The organism is Ruegeria sp. AWH4_226 (genome assembly GCF_056159225.1).
The window spans coordinates 433,664-451,224 of the sequence record NZ_JBSWUU010000002.1; the positions used below are offsets into that span (position 1 = coordinate 433,664).

At 55.4% G+C, this 17,561-nt stretch carries 15 protein-coding genes; 4 read left to right on the forward strand and 11 right to left on the reverse strand.

The genetic code is table 11. The features are described from left to right. Window positions 1-31 precede the first annotated feature (31 nt). Window positions 32-1,051, reverse strand: coding sequence for a TRAP transporter substrate-binding protein (locus ACXAET_RS17410; protein ID WP_475187936.1), 1,020 nt, complete (start codon window positions 1,049-1,051; stop codon window positions 32-34). A gap of 2 nt (window positions 1,052-1,053) precedes the next feature. Beyond that, a complete protein-coding gene (locus ACXAET_RS17415; RefSeq protein ID WP_475187937.1) occupies window positions 1,054-1,623 on the reverse strand; it encodes a gluconokinase in 570 nt (189 codons plus the stop codon). A 102-nt stretch (window positions 1,624-1,725) separates the two neighbouring features. On the opposite strand from ACXAET_RS17415, the gene gntR reads away from it, so the two are divergent. Then, window positions 1,726-2,721, forward strand: coding sequence for an HTH-type transcriptional regulator GntR (gene gntR, locus ACXAET_RS17420; RefSeq protein WP_475187938.1), 996 nt, complete (start codon window positions 1,726-1,728; stop codon window positions 2,719-2,721). 154 nt (window positions 2,722-2,875) lie between these two features. Here the strand turns inward: gntR and ACXAET_RS17425 are convergent, their stop codons facing one another. The 3 genes from ACXAET_RS17425 to ACXAET_RS17435 are packed head-to-tail and all read right to left on the reverse strand — an operon-like array spanning window position 2,876 to window position 6,362. Continuing rightward, window positions 2,876-3,679: an SDR family NAD(P)-dependent oxidoreductase gene (locus ACXAET_RS17425; RefSeq protein WP_475187940.1), complete on the reverse strand. Its 804-nt coding sequence runs from the start codon at window positions 3,677-3,679 to the stop codon at window positions 2,876-2,878. Next, complete coding sequence (locus tag ACXAET_RS17430; protein ID WP_475187942.1) at window positions 3,679-5,205, reverse strand: AMP-binding protein; 1,527 nt, start codon at window positions 5,203-5,205, stop codon at window positions 3,679-3,681. The genes ACXAET_RS17425 and ACXAET_RS17430 overlap by 1 nt, the downstream gene beginning before the upstream one ends. Then, on the reverse strand, window positions 5,202-6,362 hold the full coding sequence (locus ACXAET_RS17435; protein WP_475187944.1) for an acetyl-CoA acetyltransferase: 1,161 nt from the start codon (window positions 6,360-6,362) through the stop codon (window positions 5,202-5,204). Before ACXAET_RS17435 ends, ACXAET_RS17430 begins: the two co-directional genes overlap by 4 nt. An 80-nt stretch (window positions 6,363-6,442) precedes the next feature. Between ACXAET_RS17435 and ACXAET_RS17440 the strand changes: the two genes are divergently transcribed. After that, the gene (locus ACXAET_RS17440) at window positions 6,443-6,988 is read left to right on the forward strand and encodes a LuxR C-terminal-related transcriptional regulator (protein WP_475187946.1); all 546 of its coding nucleotides are present in this window, start codon (window positions 6,443-6,445) and stop codon (window positions 6,986-6,988) included. A gap of 424 nt (window positions 6,989-7,412) precedes the next feature. On the opposite strand, the gene ACXAET_RS17445 is transcribed toward ACXAET_RS17440, so the two are convergent. The 3 genes from ACXAET_RS17445 to ACXAET_RS17455 all read right to left on the reverse strand — a co-directional run bounded on the left by ACXAET_RS17445 (window position 7,413) and on the right by ACXAET_RS17455 (window position 11,338). Further along, window positions 7,413-7,949, reverse strand: a complete 537-nt coding sequence (locus ACXAET_RS17445) for a chemotaxis protein CheD (protein WP_475187948.1) — start codon at window positions 7,947-7,949, stop codon at window positions 7,413-7,415. Between the two features lies 1 nt (window position 7,950). Beyond that, a complete protein-coding gene (locus tag ACXAET_RS17450) occupies window positions 7,951-8,811 on the reverse strand; it encodes a CheB methylesterase domain-containing protein (RefSeq protein WP_475187950.1) in 861 nt (286 codons plus the stop codon). Between the two features lie 181 nt (window positions 8,812-8,992). Next, a complete protein-coding gene (locus ACXAET_RS17455) occupies window positions 8,993-11,338 on the reverse strand; it encodes a methyl-accepting chemotaxis protein (RefSeq protein ID WP_475187952.1) in 2,346 nt (781 codons plus the stop codon). Between the two features lie 306 nt (window positions 11,339-11,644). Between ACXAET_RS17455 and ACXAET_RS17460 the strand changes: the two genes are divergently transcribed. Then, window positions 11,645-13,192 (forward strand): cryptochrome/photolyase family protein, encoded by a 1,548-nt coding sequence (locus ACXAET_RS17460; protein ID WP_475187953.1) that lies wholly within the window; start codon window positions 11,645-11,647, stop codon window positions 13,190-13,192. Here the strand turns inward: ACXAET_RS17460 and ACXAET_RS17465 are convergent. Genes ACXAET_RS17465 through ACXAET_RS17475 form a run of 3 tightly spaced genes read right to left on the reverse strand, consistent with a single transcriptional unit; the run spans window position 13,189 to window position 16,066 of the window. Next, entirely contained in the window at window positions 13,189-14,403 is a 1,215-nt protein-coding gene (locus ACXAET_RS17465) for an FAD-binding domain-containing protein (RefSeq protein WP_475187954.1), read from the reverse strand. The two genes, ACXAET_RS17460 and ACXAET_RS17465, sit on opposite strands and share 4 nt — an antisense overlap. Then, window positions 14,400-14,531 carry a DUF2256 domain-containing protein gene (locus ACXAET_RS17470; RefSeq protein ID WP_475188441.1) on the reverse strand — a complete coding sequence of 44 codons (132 nt, stop codon included), beginning with the start codon at window positions 14,529-14,531 and terminating at the stop codon, window positions 14,400-14,402. Before ACXAET_RS17470 ends, ACXAET_RS17465 begins: the two co-directional genes overlap by 4 nt. Before the next feature lie 5 nt (window positions 14,532-14,536). Next, complete coding sequence (locus ACXAET_RS17475) at window positions 14,537-16,066, reverse strand: FAD-binding domain-containing protein (RefSeq protein ID WP_475187956.1); 1,530 nt, start codon at window positions 16,064-16,066, stop codon at window positions 14,537-14,539. A 181-nt stretch (window positions 16,067-16,247) separates the two neighbouring features. Here ACXAET_RS17475 and ACXAET_RS17480 point away from each other — a divergent pair, with 181 nt between their 5' ends. Continuing rightward, the gene (locus tag ACXAET_RS17480) at window positions 16,248-17,507 is read left to right on the forward strand and encodes an aminotransferase class V-fold PLP-dependent enzyme (protein ID WP_475187958.1); all 1,260 of its coding nucleotides are present in this window, start codon (window positions 16,248-16,250) and stop codon (window positions 17,505-17,507) included. Window positions 17,508-17,561: the final 54 nt, after the last annotated feature.

The following is a 17,561-nucleotide window of genomic DNA, read 5'->3' on the forward strand; positions in this document are numbered from 1 at the left end:
CGGGTCGGTCCAATGTTACGTTAGGTTGGGGTTATTCAGCCAACAGCCCCTGTTCAACCAGATAGGCTGACAGTACGTCATAGACGCGCTGCGCGTTATCCGATTTTCCTGCGATTTCTGCCCACTGCGACTTGGCGATCGCGCGGAATTTGGCGCGCTCTTCCGCGGACCAGTTGTGTACGGTGATGTCAGGATTGGCGATGGCTTCGGCCACGGCAACCGCATCCCGCATCGCAAGCTGGCTGGTCATGTCACGTGCAAAGTCACGCACCGACATTTCAAGGATCGCCTGAAGATCCGGCGACATGCTGTCCCATGTTCCCTTGTTGATCGATACTTCGACCAGCGGCATGGAATGGAAACCGGGGTAGACCGGGTGGCCTGCCACATCATGCATGCCCTGCTGGTGGTTGGTCGAGAATACAGTGTAATCCGCCGCGTCGATGACGCCCTTATCCAGCGACGTAAACACTTCGGACCCCGGCAGGTTCACCGGAGCGGCTCCCGCAGCCAGGAACACATTTTGCACCAGACCTTCGGGCGCGCGCATCTTCAAGCCCTTCAGGTCATCAACGCCATCAAGCGGCACTTTCGAGATGAATGCCTCAAGGCCCGGTGTGGTTGCGCCGATGAACTGCAGACCATAGGGGTTCAAGAGATCATTCATGAGCTCTTTACCGCCGCCGTATTCGATGAAGTTCAGCATCTCGGAAGGCGAGCCATAGGCGCCAACCGGGTTTGCGATCAGACTGAAAGCAGCATCCTTGCCCGCGAAATATGACGTGTCAGTCACATGTCCATCGATGATGCCCGAGGCGACGGCGTCCTGTGTTTCGGTATGCTGAACGATGGAACCCACCGGCAGCATCTCGACCGTGACGCGGCCGCCGGTCAGAACGCCAACCCGCTCGGCCCACTCTTGCTGCAGTACGAAGTTGGGGTTGCCCGAAGGGTCCGAAGATTGAAAGCGCAGCGCAAAGTCTGCAGCTAGTCCGGCCGTCGCCGTGCAGGCCACTACCGCCGTGGCGGCGATGGTTTTCAGAAATGTCATGATTAGGTCTCCTCCTGTTGAATGTCTGCAAGTCCTGAACCCCCGTCACGGGTGGTCCAACTAAGTTTGGCTAAAACGTCGTCGACGATGCGGCCCTGGCTTAGGCTGGCATCCAGGACGATGTGATCCTCGGCCGTTGTCGGCGGTTCCAGATCGGCAAGCTGGCTGTCCAGCAACGTGAGCGGCATAAAGTGGTTGGTCCGGGCCGTCATGCGTTCGGCTATAACGTCTCGCGGTGCAGTCAGAAAGACGAATTTCGCGTCCGGCAAATCTGATCTCAGGATGTCGCGATAGGATTGCTTGAGCGCTGAGCAGGCAACAACAATATCCCTGCCGGTGTCTGCCTCGTGCTCTCGCCTGACCTCACGAGCGATCCCTCTGAGCCATGGATCCCGCATCGTATCGGTTAACGGCACGCCGCGGCGCATGGCGTCGATGTTTTCTGATGGATGGAACTCGTCGGCCTCGACATAAAGTCCTGACATGTGATCAGCCAAAGCGCGTGCCACTGAGGTCTTGCCCACACCGCAAACCCCCATCACGACCAAGGTCAGGCCACATTCGCCGCTCATTCACGTTCCTCCTGCTGATCATGATCATTAATGATTGCGCAATCATTTTGCAATCAGATTTTTCCGTTTGTATTATTCCCTTTAAAAACATGGTAGGCAGCGATGGCAAAACCAACTTTGATTGATGTTGGAAAAGAAGCAGGGGTTAGCGCAATCACAGTTTCTCGCGCGCTTCGCTCACCCGAGAAGGTATCCGACTCGCTGCGCGCGAAAGTCGATGCAGCGGTACGCAAGCTGGGCTATGTACCAAATCAATCGGCGTCGACGCTGGCATCGAGCGAGACCAACTCTATTGTCGTTATGATCCCGTCCATTTCCAACAATGTGTTTACGGATGTTCTGCGCGGAATTGAGGACGCGCTCAAAGATACGCGCTTGACCCTACAGATCGGCAACACGGGTTACGACCCGATCGAAGAAGAACGTGTGCTGCGATCCTTCCTTAATCCGGCGCCGAAAGGAGTTATTCTTGCCGGCATCGAACAGACCAAAGAAACCCGGCAGATTTTGGCCAATGTCGGCGTGCCGGTGGTACAGATCATGGACCTGAGCGACACGCCGATCGGCCAAATCGTCGGGTTTTCTCATGAGGACGCGGCGTTTGCGGCGGTGAACCATTTGATCGACAAGGGCTACCGCAGCATCGGATTTCTGGGCGCGCAAATGGACCCGCGCTCGCAAAAACGTCTGGCCGGATTCCGAAAGGCGTTGCAGGACGCCGGTATGTACGATGAGCGGTCTGTCGTGGTCACGAACCGGCCGTCTGACGTGAACATCGGCGCCATTCTCTTTGGAAAGCTTACGACGCAGTACCCGGAATGCGACGCGGTGTTCTGCAACAACGATGACCTTGCGCTTGGCGTCTTGTTCGAATGCCAGCGGCGCGGCATCAGAGTTCCGACCGAGCTTGGGATATGTGGATTCAATGATCTTGGTGTAACGTCGCAAAGCGTTCCCACGATCTCAACCGTGCGAACACCACTTTATGATATGGGTGTCACGGCCGGCAAAATTTTGGTCGGTGGCGGCGCGGGCAACACGGACAGGCAAGTCGATCTGGGCTTTACGCTTGAAATTCGAAACAGCTCGCTCCGCTAATTTGCAAGTACCTTCGGTGGGTTTGCACCCCAACGAGCCCGCTGATCCCGTTAGTATTCGGGTGGTCGCAACGACCCAGCCAATTCGACAACACGCAGGCAAGGTTCAGCGAGTACGTATCAGCCCTACCTATGGTTACTGCGTTGCAAAGCCTTTATTGCGACGTCCACCCACCATCGACGGGAATAGTCGTGCCCGTCACGTTATGCGCGATCGGGTCACATAGCCAAAGGGCCAGTGCGCCGATTTCAGAGGGGTCAGATGTGCGGCGCGACGGTTGTTTTTCTGCAAGAAGGTCGGCAATCCCTTTCTCGCGATCCCCGCCGAACTGAGCCGCACGAGCCTCCACTTGGGGTTCGATGATCGCAGTTTCTGTCCAACCCGGCGCGATGCAATTGACCGTCACTCCACCGCTTTGTTTGCTACCGGCACGCGCATATTCCAACGCAGCCACTTTACTTAACCCGACGATCCCGAACTTGGAGGCAACGTAAGGGGCCTTGTTTACCGAGGCGACAAGCCCGTGAACCGATGCAATGTTAATCACCCGGCCAAAGCCACGTTCAGCCATCGTTGGCATGGCAAGCCGCATCGTGTGAAAAGCACCAGACAGATTGACTGCCAATACAGCGTCCCAAGTGGCGGCGTCGGCCTCTGCGAGGCCTACGGTCTTTTGGATACCAGCGTTGTTGACAAGAATGTCTGCCCCGCCCCAATCCGCGACATCACTCATCATCTTTTCGATCGCAAAAACGTCACGCATGTCTGCGTCGAAGAACCGGACCTCTGGGCTGCCAGCACCTTTCAAGATCTGTGCAGCGGCGTCAACGTCGTCTGCGCTTGCCAAGCCATGAAATGCGATGCGCACCCCGACACCCGCAAGGGACTTTGCGATAGCAAGGCCAATGCCTTGGACCGACCCCGTAACAAGCGCAGTTTTTCCCTTGAGTTGACTCATTAGATTGAACCCTTCTGCAACGTGGCGCGTAGTTCAGTTTTCAGTATTTTGCCGTAGTTGTTCTTGGGCAAAGAACTGGTAAAGCGATAGATTTTTGGCCGTTTGAAGCGGGCGATCCGATCCAGGCACATTGCGTCCAGATCATTTTCGTCCACTTGCTCGCCACTACGGCAAACAACAAACGCAACAACGATTTCACCCCATTCGCTATCTGGTTGACCCACAACGGCGACCTCTTGCACTTTGGGATGTGAAAGCAAGACTTCCTCAACTTCGCGCGGATAAACATTTGACCCGCCGGTGATAATCATGTCCTTGGAGCGATCCTGCATGGTCACATAGCCGTCTTCATCCATGCGACCCATGTCTCCGGTCCATAGCCAGCCATTGCGGATCGCTTTTTGCGTAGCTTCTGGATTTTGCCAATAGCCTTTCATGACCGTGCGACCGCGAACCACGATTTCGCCAATTTCCCCAACAGGCACCTCGTGACCCTCTGTATCGACGATTGAGACCTGAACCTCGGCTTGCGCATACCCCACGGAATTCAGGCGTTCGCGCCAGCGTGGACGCGTTCTGTCCGACACGTCCACCCGCGGTAGCACGGAAATGCCCATGGGACACTCACCCTGGCCATACACCTGCACAAAACGGGACCCCAGGGTTTCCGTCGCCTCAAGAATATCAGCCTCGTACATGGGACCGCCGGCATAAACGATGGTCCGCAAGCCTTCGCCAGACTTCCCGGACGCGCGCGCGGTATCGACCAATCGCTTTACCATGGTCGGAGCTGCAAACATGGAGACTGAGCCAATCTGTGCGGCAAGCTCAAATATCTCAACCGCATCAAACCCACCGCTTCGCGGCACCACATGCCGGGCACCTCGCAGCACGTGCATGAAGTTGTAAATACCTGCACCGTGGCTCATCGGTGCGGCGTAGACGATCGCATCTTCGGGCCGGACTTCATCCACATCCGCAAAGTAGGTCAGCGTCATTGAGGTCAGATTGCCAGCTGTGATCATCACGCCTTTGGGCCGTCCGGTCGTTCCAGACGTGTAGAACAACCAGATCAGATCGTCGGCGTCCCGCAAAGCCGGAGCGTCCGACCCAGCCGTATCTCGCAGGTCCCGGAAAGTAACGCTATCGATAGACTCGCACACGACATCATCCGGCAGGCAATCGGCCAAATCCTTGGACGTTTTCTCATCGACAAAAACCATGCGCGCGCCCGAGTCCGCAATGATCCAGGCGGCTTCTTTTGCATGCAGCTTGGCGTTGATCGGCACCGCGACCGCCCCCAACCACCAAATGCCATAAAGCGCCTCAAGATACTCGGTTCGGTTTCCACAGAAGAGCGCAATTCGGTCATCCATTCGAATACCCTGCGCATTCAATGCTGCAGCCAACGCCGCTGCACGTTTGGCAAACTCTGCGTAATCGGCCACGCACTCGTCGGCACGAAACAGCGCCGGTGACTGGGGCATCCGCTTCGCCGTTCGCTCTAACCAGATCGCCGGATTCATGCGACGGCCTCCAGAATTGAGCAATAGTTGGCCACGCCCGAACCGCCCATATTGAACACAGCCGCCAGTTGCGCACCGGGAACCTGCATAGCGTCGGCAGACCCAGTGACTTGCCGAGCTGCAAGAACATGCATCGACACACCCGACGCACCTACCGGGTGCCCTTTGGCTTTTAGTCCGCCCGACAAGTTGACAGGCAATCGACCACCGCGTGCCGTCACCCCGTCTTCGACCAGCCGGCCGCCCTGCCCTTTGGGCGCAAGCCCCATAGCTTCGTAGATAAGCAACTCGGCGATGGTGAAACAATCATGAACCTCGGCCAGATCGAGATCAGCCACGGAAATACCCGCCTCAGCAAACGCTGCAACAAAGGTGTGTTTCGCTGCGGTCAGTTCAGTCAGGTCACGCTGCGACATCGGAAGGACGTCATTCATCTGAACTGCCGCCCGAAACCCGACTGCGCGAGGAAAGTCGCCGATCAGATCGTCGGCAACCATGACCATTGCAGCAGCGCCGTCACTGACCAAAGAGCAATCGGTCATCCGCAGAGGCGCAGCGATCATCGGGTTCCTATCTGAAATCGTGTTGCACGCGGCAAATCCCAGATCTTTCTGTAAATGTGCCAACGGATTGTCCAATGCAGCCTTGTGGTTCTTGGCTGCTATCCCGGCCAGCGCGGCAGACTGATCGCCGTAGGCCTGAAAGTAAGACTGAGCAAAGCGCGCAAAGATTTGCGGAAAAGATACTCCGGCCTCTTCGGCCTGATAAGAGGCGCCGGCCAAGGCTTCGGTAACGCCTTTTGAATCTCGGCTTGTCATCTTTTCCGCGCCGATCACCAGCGCCCGGCGCACACGCCCAGACCGGATAGCATCGCGCGCCGCATAGATCGCAGCAGAGCCGGACGCGCAGGCGTTTTCAACCCGCGTCGCTGGAATGAACCGCATAGCTGGATCAAGTCCCAACACCAGTGAAGACGCAAAGGCATCCGGGACCAACCCGTTGTTGAAATGCCCCAACCAAACCGCGTCAACGTCCCCGGGGGCCAGCCCCGCGTGATCAAGCGCCTCGCGCGCGGCGTCAATGATCAGGTCCTCAAAGCTTATGTCCGTGAGCGCACCAAAACGAGTGTGGCCCCAGCCAACGATCTTTGCATCCATGGTTGCCTCCCTTATTGCGGCAATGAATACTACGTTGATCGGGGCTACGCCAATTCCGGTAAAATACGTAAAGGATATACATGACGGGTCTGGCTGATATCGCATTCGAGAACGCGCCAGTCGGGCTGATCTATTCCGAGGACAGGATCATTCGGCGCTGCAATCCCTGTTTTGCGGAGATGTTTGGCTATCACCCGGATGAGTTGCACAACACCTCGCTGTCGCGCCTTTACCCGTCAGTTGCTGAGTTCGACCAAATCGGAAAGATCGGGCGCCGAAAAATGGCGGGGGGAGGCCGGTACACTGACGAACGGATCATGCGGCGCGCGTCGGGAGAATTGTTCTGGTGCCGAGTACGGGGCCAATCACTGACACCCGATACACCGTTCAACAAAGCAGTTTGGACGTTTTCGGATCTATCAGAGCTTCGCCCAAGTACAGGTCTGACACTACGGGAAAGGCAAGTTGCAAAGCTGATGATTGGCGGCGTCACGACCAAGGAAATCGCACATGAATTGGGAATTTCTCCTAGAACGGCCGAAGTGCACAGAGCTCGGTTGTTAAAGAAAATGGACGCGAAGAACGGCTTGGAACTTGTTGCACGCCTTGTTGGCATCCCTTTGTGAAAAAAGCCCACGATTAACACGAGGACGTTTTTTCCGGGTAACAATAGTGACCGGGTCAGGGTGTATCGGTATCTAAGCGCTGGCCTTTGGTGGGCATTCGACTTGTGCCTAAACTTTATTAGTTCAGATGCTGGCCGCGTCGGTTTCGGCTGGATACGAGATGAACGCGCGAAATTACTTTTCTACTCAGGGCAGACTTTCGTTATCGGTAGCCGCAATCCGAATTTTTTTCACGCGAAAGATTTGCTCCAAAGTAAACGACTCTTTAAACTTACTTTCGGCTTCGCGGTTAAGAAGGCCCAATCGAGACAGGGGAACTCTAGGGGTTAGTCATCAACTCGATTTTCGCGCCTCCTACCGTTGAACAATGCAAACCTTTGAATGATGCTGAGGTTCTAGCGAGAGTTGTGAGCACAATTCGACCTCAAAACAGCACCAGCTGGCTTTTTTGAGGCTGAGCCACTTTACGATTTTCCTCATCAATCGCGGGATATTGGTGACTTGTCACAAACACCTGCTTCACACGTCCGCTGGCAGGGTGAAACCGAATGCGCCGTGCTTTGTTTCCGCCAACCGATGACGAAACACACTCAATCCCTTCTTCGTTTAAGTACCTTTGAACGAAGTTTGTATTTTCCGCTCCGACATCGGGTAGATTGGGAAGCATGTTGCCACCGCCAAAGATCTTGGCACGAAGATTACTGCGTGTCCCACCGAGTTTCAGGATACCATTGACCAAAAGCTCCATCGCGTTGATACCGTACCGGCTGCTTTGATCCTCCACCGAACCTGCGGCAAGAAGAAAGTGGTTCATTCCACCAACTCCTTCCCTCACATCATACAAGCACGCTGAAATGCACGATCCCAGTATAGTCGAGAAGACCACGTCAACCTTTTGTGTCACTTTGAATTCGCCCTGGAGCACACCAACTGCGGGCGCTGTTTCGAGATAGTCTGTCAAGTCAGCTCCTATTCTCATTTTGAATCGAGCTCGCGCCCAATAGTGTTGACGCCATACGGACAAGTGGCACCTGCCGTTGCGCGGCACCCAATTGCCAGGCAGCACGTGGCATGCCGTAAACGACCGAGCTACGCTCGTCCTGAACAAATGTAGCGGCACCTGCCCGCCGAAGCGCCAATAACCCTTCAGCACCGTCCCGGCCCATGCCTGTCAAAACGGCTGCGACAACTCTTGAGGCTATGGGACGGGCAGACATGAACAACTTGTCAACGGAAGGGATGTGCCCTGACACAGGTGGTCCATCAGTAAGCCTGGCGCGAAGGGTCGTGCCAGAACCCAACTCAAGATGTTGTCTATAGCCAGCAGCAATACACACCAAACCGGATTCCAACACCAGTCCGTTTTGGGCCGCAACTACGCGCGCCGGGCAAAGCCGCGCCAACAGGTCAATCAACCCGCCGCCAAAGTCTTCACCTGTGTGTTGCACAATCAGAGTCGGTGGACAATCGGCGGGGAAACGTTTGAGGATCGTACTCAGCGCGTCCACTCCTCCTGTCGAAGACCCGATGATTATGATCTTGGAGCCCTTGTTTCGTTTCGACGACTCTTGAGGACGGTTTTGCTGAGTCGCGGTTTTTGCTTCTTTGATCCACGACACGTACGAGGCGGCCGTGTCGCTTTTTCGGAAAACCCGAGGAACCGCGGACATTTTGTCAGACGCCTTTTCTCCAACCAAAACGCAAACGGCTTTTAGCTCGTGAAACAGCGTCTTCATGGTTTCAAACTCTGGGAGATCCGCAAATCCCTGCTCGACGATGACCGCCGAAGGCTGCACCTCCTCACTTGTTGAATAGGCTGCCATCAGATTGTCCACTACAAGAATCCGAACGCCGGGCGCCAGTTCGCCGAACTGTCTTTTTAAGCGTGTCGACCAAAAGGAGTCGGTGCTCACAACCAGGATATTTTTCAATTTCAAACACCCATACCGCATTTAGGATAATTGACCCCTCTCACCCGAGTGCGGGAAGAGGGGACAAAAAGTCTCAAAACTCTTGCCAAACCTCGGGACCGTCCAATCGACCATTTACTGCAATTGGCCGTGCTTCCACCTGTGCGTTCGAACCCCAATCTGCGCCGTGTGCAGTTGGGCGTTTGATCTCGACAACTGTGGACTGCGCATCCTCAAATTCGGTTTCAACGCGGAACCGGGCCACAAGTTCGGATAGTTTTGCCGCATCCGAATTCAACAGGTGACTTGACGCCGTGGACTCTTCAACCATGGCAGCGTTCTGTTGTGTAACTTCGTCCAGCTGAGTCACGCCGATGTTGATCTCACCAAGACCTGTGGATTGTTCCGCAGCACCATCAGCAATTTCCGACACCATCTGAGAGATGTGACCGACCCGATCCACAATTCTGTTGAGCGCTTCCCCTGCTTTGCCGACAAGATCGACGCCGCGCTCAACTTGCTTAGAGCTATTGCCGATGAGCGTCTTGATTTCCATTGCAGCTTCGGAACTGCGCTGCGCCAAGGCCCGAACTTCAGAGGCCACAACCGCGAAGCCACGCCCCGCGTCGCCTGCGCGTGCAGCCTCCACTCCGGCGTTCAACGCCAACAGATTTGTTTGGAACGCAATGTCGTCAATGACACCAATGATCTGGCTGATATGGCTCGCGGATTCTTCGATTTCCGTCATGGCCGCTACGGCGTTCTGGACCACTGCCCCGCTGTCTTCGGCTTCTTTACGCGACTCCGTCATCGTCACCTCAACCGACTTTGCACCTTCAGCTGCGGATTTGACGCTTGCGGTCATTTCATCCAATGCGGCTGCAGTCTGTTCTAGCGTTGCAGCCTGACTTTCCGTCCGATGTGAAAGGTCCTCGGAGGCCTGCGATATTTCTGCCGCCCCCTGACGGATACTGTTTGAAGTGTTGATCACTTCGACCACGGTTGCGTTCAGCGTTTGCATTGTCGTGTTGAAGTCTTGACGGAGTTGTTCGTGGTCGGCCCTGAACGGGACCTCAATGGGTTGCGTGAAATCGCCAGCAGACAAACGTCGCAGACCGATACTCAGTTCTTTGACCACTTCTTCTTGCTCACGCTGATGCTGGTTACGTTCCTCTTCGGCCTTCCGAGCGTCGCGCAGGTCATCGCGCATTCGGACAAGTGTCTTTCCTATTGTTCCAAAATCGTCGCGGCGCGTTGCTTCTGGCACTTCGACATCAAGATCGCCTTGCGTCACCTGCTCCATTTTGTCGCGAAGCGAATTGATGGGTCCGGTAATTGTACGGGCATAAAGCCAGCCAACCACCGAAAGAACCAAAGCGCATGCGATGGAAACCAAAATCTGGAAGTTACGTTCCGCCCTTACAGGTGCCAGAATCTCATCCAACGATTGCTCTGCGACCAAAGCCCAGCGATCTTTGTGAAACACAATTGAAGACACATAAGAGGCGACTTTGTTGCCATTAATTCCGGTTGCATCCGGAAAAAACCTGCTGTTGCCGCTGAGCGCTGTTTCAATTTGTTCGCTGAAAGGCACGTTTTCCAGGACCTTCACACCATTCTCAAATCGCGATGCAATACGTGTGTTGTAGTCTTCTCCGACAAGCAGGACTTCGCCGGTTTCACCCAATCCAACCGGGTTGTTCACAATGCCGTCCAAGATTGAGACTGGTAGCTGAATGACCAGAACACCGACGTAGTCGCCGTTTTCGTTGGTGACCTTCGTCGCGACAAAACTGGACGGAACGTTGTTGCTTGGCTCGTAAGGAGAAAGGTCAGAAAAGTGAACGGTACCCGGTGCATCGGTTGCGGCATCTCTGAAGGCTTGCCCAAGCCCCGAGTCACGAAAACGCCCGTTCAGCAAATTGGTCGCAAAGTCTTTTTCTTTTTTGACCGAGTACACAACATCGCCTTGCGGGCTGACCAACAAAACATCGTAAAAACCCTTGGCATCGACGATCGACAAGAAAGGAGGATGATAGCGACCGTGGTGCATGTGATACACTTCAGATCCTTCGGCCTTGCTCAATAATTGGCGCTCACCGGCAGGATAAGGATTTCCGGAAATGTAGGCTGTGGTCAGGGCTTGCCTTGGATCGCCCTCAGACGCGCTCCAGGTTGTTGAAAACCATTCCAGAGCTGTCGAAGTAGACGGTACGGCCGCCAAGGCCAAAACATCCGCATCCAAGCCTTCCAACCAGCTTTGCAACGTCGCTTCACGTTCCAAAACCAAAGTCTTGAAGTGTTCTTCGACGTTTTTTAGGGCTGTATCCCGAAACCGAAGATCGCTTAACGTCACCAACACAACGGTAACCAATGCGCAAAACCCTACAATCGTGAGTGGAAGTTTCAGCGCCAGCTTGGGCGACAAAATCATCTTCATTTTGTTCTCCAACAGTTATCGCGCAGGGGTCTGCCCGTCGCATTTCCTCCTTTTCTCAGTTTAGGTATTAATTTATCGCTTAGCGTCCGCCTGCGGTTTGATCAGAATTTGATTAAAGTTTTCCGCTTTAAGTGACCTCGGTTTGGTTCGCTTTGCGGTATTCCGATGAGCGACGGCGCCTTTGCCATCCTCAGCGACTAGATAAAGCAACTGACTATCGACGTTTTCAACCGGACGACCAGCCTGTCCCGCCTCGGAAGGCAGGTTACGTGTTGCTCATAGCCATAGCCGACCTACGTCCCAAGGATGAAAACAAACTCGTCAGCCGCCAAAGACGCCCGACTTCTGTTGATATTGGGCGATCAACTCAGCTTTGATATCTCCTCGTTGCGCGCCGGAAAACCCGACCGTGATATTGTCCTCATGGCAGAGGTGCAGGACGAAGCGAGTTATGTCCCGCATCATAAAAAGAAGATTGCGTTCGTGTTTTCCGCGATGCGTCATTTCGCAGCCGAATTGGAAGACGCTGGGTGGTCGGTGAGATATGTAAAACTGGACGACCCCGACAATAGTGGCAATCTGCCTGGTGAACTTGCGCGCGCCGTAAAAGATCACGGCATCGACCATGTGCTGATGACTGAGCCGGGAGAATTTCGACTGAAGGCTGTATTGTCGGACTGGTCCAAAGACGCGCAGACCGAACTGGAAATGTTGGATGACGACCGGTTTCTAGCCTCTCATGCCGAGTTTCGCGACTGGGCCAAGGGCCGCAAGCAGTTGCGGATGGAATACTTTTACCGGGAAATGCGACGCAAAACCGGGCTGCTGATGGACGGGGACGCTCCGGAAGGCGGCAAGTGGAACTATGACAGCCAGAACCGCAAGCCCGCCAAATCGGACCTTTTCATGCCGCGGCCGCTGAAAACGGAACCCGACGCCATAACAGAAGAGGTCCTTAAGCTGGTCGAAGACCGGTTCGACGATAATTTTGGAACCTTGCGCCCTTTTTGGTTTGGAGTGACGCGCGCGGACGCGCTGAAAGCATTGTCGAAGTTTGTGGAACAGGCCTTGCCGCGTTTCGGCGACTATCAGGATGCGATGTTAGAGGGCGAGCCGTTCCTGTATCACTCGGTTCTGTCGCTTTACATCAATGCGGGGCTTCTTGATCCGCTTGAAACCTGCGAACGCGTTGCACAGGCCTATCATGACGGTAATGCACCGTTGAACGCGGTCGAGGGCTATATCCGCCAAATCATCGGATGGCGCGAATACATGCGGGGCATCTACTGGCACAGCGGACCAGAGTACACGCAGCAAAATTTTTTCGGGGCAAAGCGGCCATTGCCGGATTTCTATTGGACCGGGCACACAGACATGGCTTGCATGGCCGCTGCGATCGGACAGACAAAAGAAGAAGCCTACGCCCACCATATTCAGCGCCTCATGGTGACCGGGAACTTTGCGATGTTGGCCGGTATCGACCCGCACGAAGTGCATGAATGGTATCTGGCTGTTTATGCCGACGCCTACGAATGGGTTGAGGCGCCAAATGTGATCGGAATGAGCCAGTTTGCAGATGGCGGATTGCTGGGTTCAAAACCTTATGCAGCCAGCGGAAACTACATCAACAAGATGTCGGATCACTGTGCCAACTGCAGCTATGATGTGAAACAAAAGACAGGGTCCGACGCATGCCCGTTCAACCCGCTCTATTGGGATTTTCTGTTGCGCAACGAAGAAAAGCTGCGCGGTAATCCGCGCCTTGGTCAAGTGTACCGCACATGGGACAAAATGGATGAGGCCAAGAAAAAAGAATACCGTGACAGCGCGCGGGCGGTATTAGACAGGCTTTAGACCGCGTAACCTAAAGACCTAAGAATAGAAGGGATTTTCTTTTTCAGGCCAAAGAAGCCGCGCGTCGCATGTGGCCACGCCAGGCTGTCATAGTCCCGACGAATTTGACACAGCGTTAGTCCGGCACGGTCGAGTCGCGCGTTCTGTAGTTGCGTGGCGACTGGTCCGACAGGTGCAAAGCCGGTGACAACAGTTTTTACACCTGCCGTTTCGGCCGCTTCGATTATCTGTTCAGCCCAGCTTTCATCTTCGGCCCCAACCGCGCCAACCGCATCCGAGGCCGCGCCGGCAGCAAAGGATTGTACAATTGGCCCGATCGCTAAAGGTGATCGTCGTTGCGTGGCAAGCAGCCCGATCTCTGCTTTGGGTTGGCGCGGCAATGTTGCACCAATTTGACAATCGTCTTCAGTCACCAGAAGCAGAAAACCTTCGTCCGGCATGGCATCTGGCGAGGGCACTGGAACACGAGGATGCGCGTTCTCTTCCGTCAAAGGCTCTGCCGTCTTAGCCAACTGCCCCTCGGGGTTGAACCTGCCATTCGTGTATTTGGCGATGTTGGACGGCCGGGCGAGGTAGGTTTTCCCCTTGGTGTGCAAACCGGCAACCCAGCGCCAGCTCAGCGTGTTGGACGCCGGGTCACCGTCAAGCAGATGGCGAATGAAGAAGTCGGCGCCCAATTCCCAGGGCAGACGCAATGTGAACACCCAGATCGAAGCGAACCACATCCTTGTATGGTTGTGCAGATACCCCGTCTTGATCAGTTCGCGGACCCAGTGATCAAAACACTCGATGCCAGTTCGCCCTTCGACGGCGTCGTTGTAGTCGGTCGTTCGTGCACCGTCGTCCAGTGCGCGTTGAAGTCCCTCGTTGTAGGACGTCCAGACACTTGGGTGCTGCTGTAACCAGCCTTTGAAATAGGTGCGCCAGAAAACTTCTTGAACGAACTTTTCGGCCGCTGAATATGAGTGGCGCGCCAATGTTGCGTTCAGAACCTCCTGTTCTGTGATCAGACGGTGCCGTATCCACGGGGACAGGGCTGAAACGTTGCTGCGTTTGTCGGGACCGAAGTCGAAATTGCGCTGGCTGGCATAGTGCTTGCCTGTACGCGCAGCAAACTGATCCAACCGCAAAAGCCCAGCCTGTCGTGTGGGTAAAAACTCTGCAGCCCTAACATGATCGCCCTGTGTTTCGAACAAGTCCCCGGTCGTCATGCGGCACGCCTGCAACGATTTGAGCAGTAGCGTACTTCGTCCCAAACTTGCGCCCATTTTTTCCGCCATGTGAATGGTCGACCGCAGGTCACGCAGATCTTAGTGGGCAGGTCTGATTTCTTCCGCATTTTCATTATTGATCCTCGAATGGTAGGGACATTTGGGTATCTGGTTCCTTTTTCCGGCGCCCACCCCGGTTGCGTGTTCCGCTTTTTCGGCTGGCATGTTTGGAAACTATTGCAGCAGCTTCCGTCCGAAAGCCTTCGCCTTTTCGCACAGCCCAGATCGCTTCTCGCGCTGCTCGAGCAGCTGCGATGTGGTCGACTATTGGTTCCGGATAAGCCTTTCCCAGCACGCCCGCGGCATTTTCCGCCTTCCACGGTTCTTGCAGAAACCTATCGGGGATCGCAGCCAACTCCGGCACCCATTTTCTGGTAAAACGCCCCGTTGGGTCCTGATCGTGGCCTTGTTTCACCGGGTTGTAGATCCGAACCGCGTTAATCCCCGTGGTTCCGGATTGCATCTGAACCTGGCTCCAATGAATGCCAGGTTCATAATCGGTGAAGCTGCGGGCAAGGTGCAGCCCCGGAGCACGCCAATCCAGCCAAAGGTGATAGCTTGCGGTTGCCATCACCATTGATCGCATCCGGAAATTCAGCCACCCCGTTGCGCGCAGGTACCGCATGCACGCATCCAGAAACGGCAAACCGGTTTCACCCTTGGCCCATGCGTCCAGCTTATCTTGATCCGGGGCAGATGGGCGGATTCCCTTGTAGCCGCGATGCAGGTTCTCATATTCAAGTCTCGGCTCAGACTCGAGCTTTTGGATAAAATGACAATGCCAGTGCAGCCGCCCGTTGAACGAAGTCAGAGATCCGCGCCAAGATGACTTTCCTTTTGGCGGAGTGTCCCGCAGCGCACGTTGCCGCGCCCATGTCGCCTGAGCGACTTCGCGCATCGATAGTGTGCCCCATGCCAGATGCGGTGAAAGCCGAGAGCAGGCTGTTTCGCCCTCAACCGGCGACGACATCGCGCGACGATAAGGTTCGCCACGCTTTTGCAGAAAACTGTCAAGCAGGCTTTGCCCGTCTGCTCGCCCGCCTTTTTGACGCAGCGGGCAGTGATCAGGCGCAAGACCAAGTGTTTCCGCGGTCGGAATGTCACCTACATCCAGTGACAGCGGTCCAAGATTCGGAGGGTTTGTTACGGCCTCTGACATGAACGCATCCCAGCGCTCGGCCCATCCGTTTCGGGATTTCATGCGCCGGACGACGCCATGATTTTGAATTTCGTACCAAGGGATGCCATGCGCGCGGCACCAGTCTGCGACGCGCAGGTCGCGCTGAAACGTCCAGTCATTCCCGGTTTCTTCATGTGACCAGAGCGCGGTCAGGCCGTGATCCCGGTGAAGGTCGCTTAGGATTTCAACAGTCTTGCCGATACGTACGATAAGAGGCTGACCCAATTTGTGCAGGTCGGCGCGTAGTTGGTGCAAAGTTTCTGCGATAAAGCTCCATTGCCGGCCAGACATGTCGGGCGCGCTCCAGAGCTCAGGCTCGGCCACGTAAAGCGGCAAAACCGCGCCATGCGCCGCAGCCCGCGCCAAAGCGCGGTTGTCTTGAACCCGCAGGTCACGCTTGAACCAAACGACGTGCAACGTCACTCCTCACATCCGATCCCTTTCGGTCTGACCTAAGGCGATTTTCGTTTGTCTCAATTCTGAATGTCACCACGTGATCTTAAGCCGGCATTCCGGCCGGCTGTTCGGCGTTTAAACATCTGTTCAAGATCGACGGTGCCGGGTATGGCGATAGTGGCGCTGCGACTTCCTAAAGGACTCACACATGATTCACGGCAACCCCGCTCTGATAGACGCAATCCGAAACCGCTTTGCACATGTCGAAAACTGCCCGTTTCAAGGTAAGCGGATCTTTTTCGAGAATGCAGGCGGTGCGTTGACGCTGAAGACGGTGGTCGAGACTTCGGCCTTCTATGCCGCTATTCCAGACAATCCGGGGCGCATAAACCCAGCGGGCCAAGGCACGCAGAATGTAATTGATAAGGCCAAAGCGGATTTGGCAGTGTTCATGAACACCTCGACCGGTCAGTTCTTCGCGGGGGAAAGCGGAACTGAGCTGCTGTTCCGCTTGATCCGTACCGCTTGCCTCGCCGCGCCCAAAGGGGCCAAGGTCATCGGCTCATCAATCGAACACCCCGCCACCCGCAGTGCCGCACGCCGCTGGGCCGAAATTGCCGGCCTGAACTATGTCAACGTCCCACATGATAGCGCAACCGGGTTGGTCACGGCCGAGGACTACACAGCGCAAATGACCCCGGACGTGGCGGTGGCAACGATCCTTCACGCCTCGCCCGTGACGGGTATGGGCATGGATGTAGCAGCGATTTCAAAGGCTATCAGGGCCGTAGCGCCGGATTGTATGATCATTGTCGATGGCATCCAGCACGCAGCCCACGGGCAGTTGGATTTGGATAGCTACAAGGTCGATGGCTACGTGATCTCACCGTACAAAGTGTTTTCACGCCACGGATATGGCATCGCCTGGATCTCCGACCGACTGGAGAGCATCCCTCACGACATGCTGATTGACGCGCCCGCAACGGGCTGGGAGTTTGGAACGCGTGACGCGGGTTCATACGCCACGGTGTCAGATGTCGTGTCGTATTTCGACTGGCTGGGCGGAGAAGTCTCGGACGAAACAGATCGGCGCAAACGCATCGAAGCCGCAGGGCATGCCATCCGTGACTATGAAACTCATCTGACCAATACTGCAATCAACGGCACCGGTAACCTGCCGGGGCTGAGAGAGATGGAGCACGTCTCGATCTTGGCCGGGCCCGATAATCCCGCGCGCGAAGGGCTTGTTTCCATCGTGGTCAAGGGAAAAGCTTCGGAAGATGTGGTGGACATCCTGAACCAACAAGGTATCCGAACCCATACGCGCAAAGCCGACCACTATTCCGGCAACGTGCTCATGCCGTTGGGCTTTTCGGATTGTATCCGCATCTCCTTTTGTCACTACAACACCGAACAGGAAATCGCGCGCCTTCTGGCTGCTATCAAAGTGCTGGGCCCCGATGATTGACCGTGGTGGCGAGGCTTTGGACGCGTTGCGATCCAGCCCGTGTTCAAATGGTCT

Coding starts and splice junctions, on each gene's coding strand:
- ACXAET_RS17410 (WP_475187936.1), bottom strand. CDS start 1,051: ATGACATTTCTGAAAACCATCGCCGCCACGGCGGTAGTGGCCTGCACG.
- ACXAET_RS17415 (WP_475187937.1), bottom strand. CDS start 1,623: ATGAGCGGCGAATGTGGCCTGACCTTGGTCGTGATGGGGGTTTGCGGT.
- gntR (WP_475187938.1), top strand. CDS start 1,726: ATGGCAAAACCAACTTTGATTGATGTTGGAAAAGAAGCAGGGGTTAGC.
- ACXAET_RS17425 (WP_475187940.1), bottom strand. CDS start 3,679: ATGAGTCAACTCAAGGGAAAAACTGCGCTTGTTACGGGGTCGGTCCAA.
- ACXAET_RS17430 (WP_475187942.1), bottom strand. CDS start 5,205: ATGAATCCGGCGATCTGGTTAGAGCGAACGGCGAAGCGGATGCCCCAG.
- ACXAET_RS17435 (WP_475187944.1), bottom strand. CDS start 6,362: ATGGATGCAAAGATCGTTGGCTGGGGCCACACTCGTTTTGGTGCGCTC.
- ACXAET_RS17440 (WP_475187946.1), top strand. CDS start 6,443: ATGACGGGTCTGGCTGATATCGCATTCGAGAACGCGCCAGTCGGGCTG.
- ACXAET_RS17450 (WP_475187950.1), bottom strand. CDS start 8,811: ATGGCAGCCTATTCAACAAGTGAGGAGGTGCAGCCTTCGGCGGTCATC.
- ACXAET_RS17455 (WP_475187952.1), bottom strand. CDS start 11,338: ATGAAGATGATTTTGTCGCCCAAGCTGGCGCTGAAACTTCCACTCACG.
- ACXAET_RS17460 (WP_475187953.1), top strand. CDS start 11,645: ATGAAAACAAACTCGTCAGCCGCCAAAGACGCCCGACTTCTGTTGATA.
- ACXAET_RS17465 (WP_475187954.1), bottom strand. CDS start 14,403: ATGACGACCGGGGACTTGTTCGAAACACAGGGCGATCATGTTAGGGCT.
- ACXAET_RS17470 (WP_475188441.1), bottom strand. CDS start 14,531: ATGCGGAAGAAATCAGACCTGCCCACTAAGATCTGCGTGACCTGCGGT.
- ACXAET_RS17480 (WP_475187958.1), top strand. CDS start 16,248: ATGATTCACGGCAACCCCGCTCTGATAGACGCAATCCGAAACCGCTTT.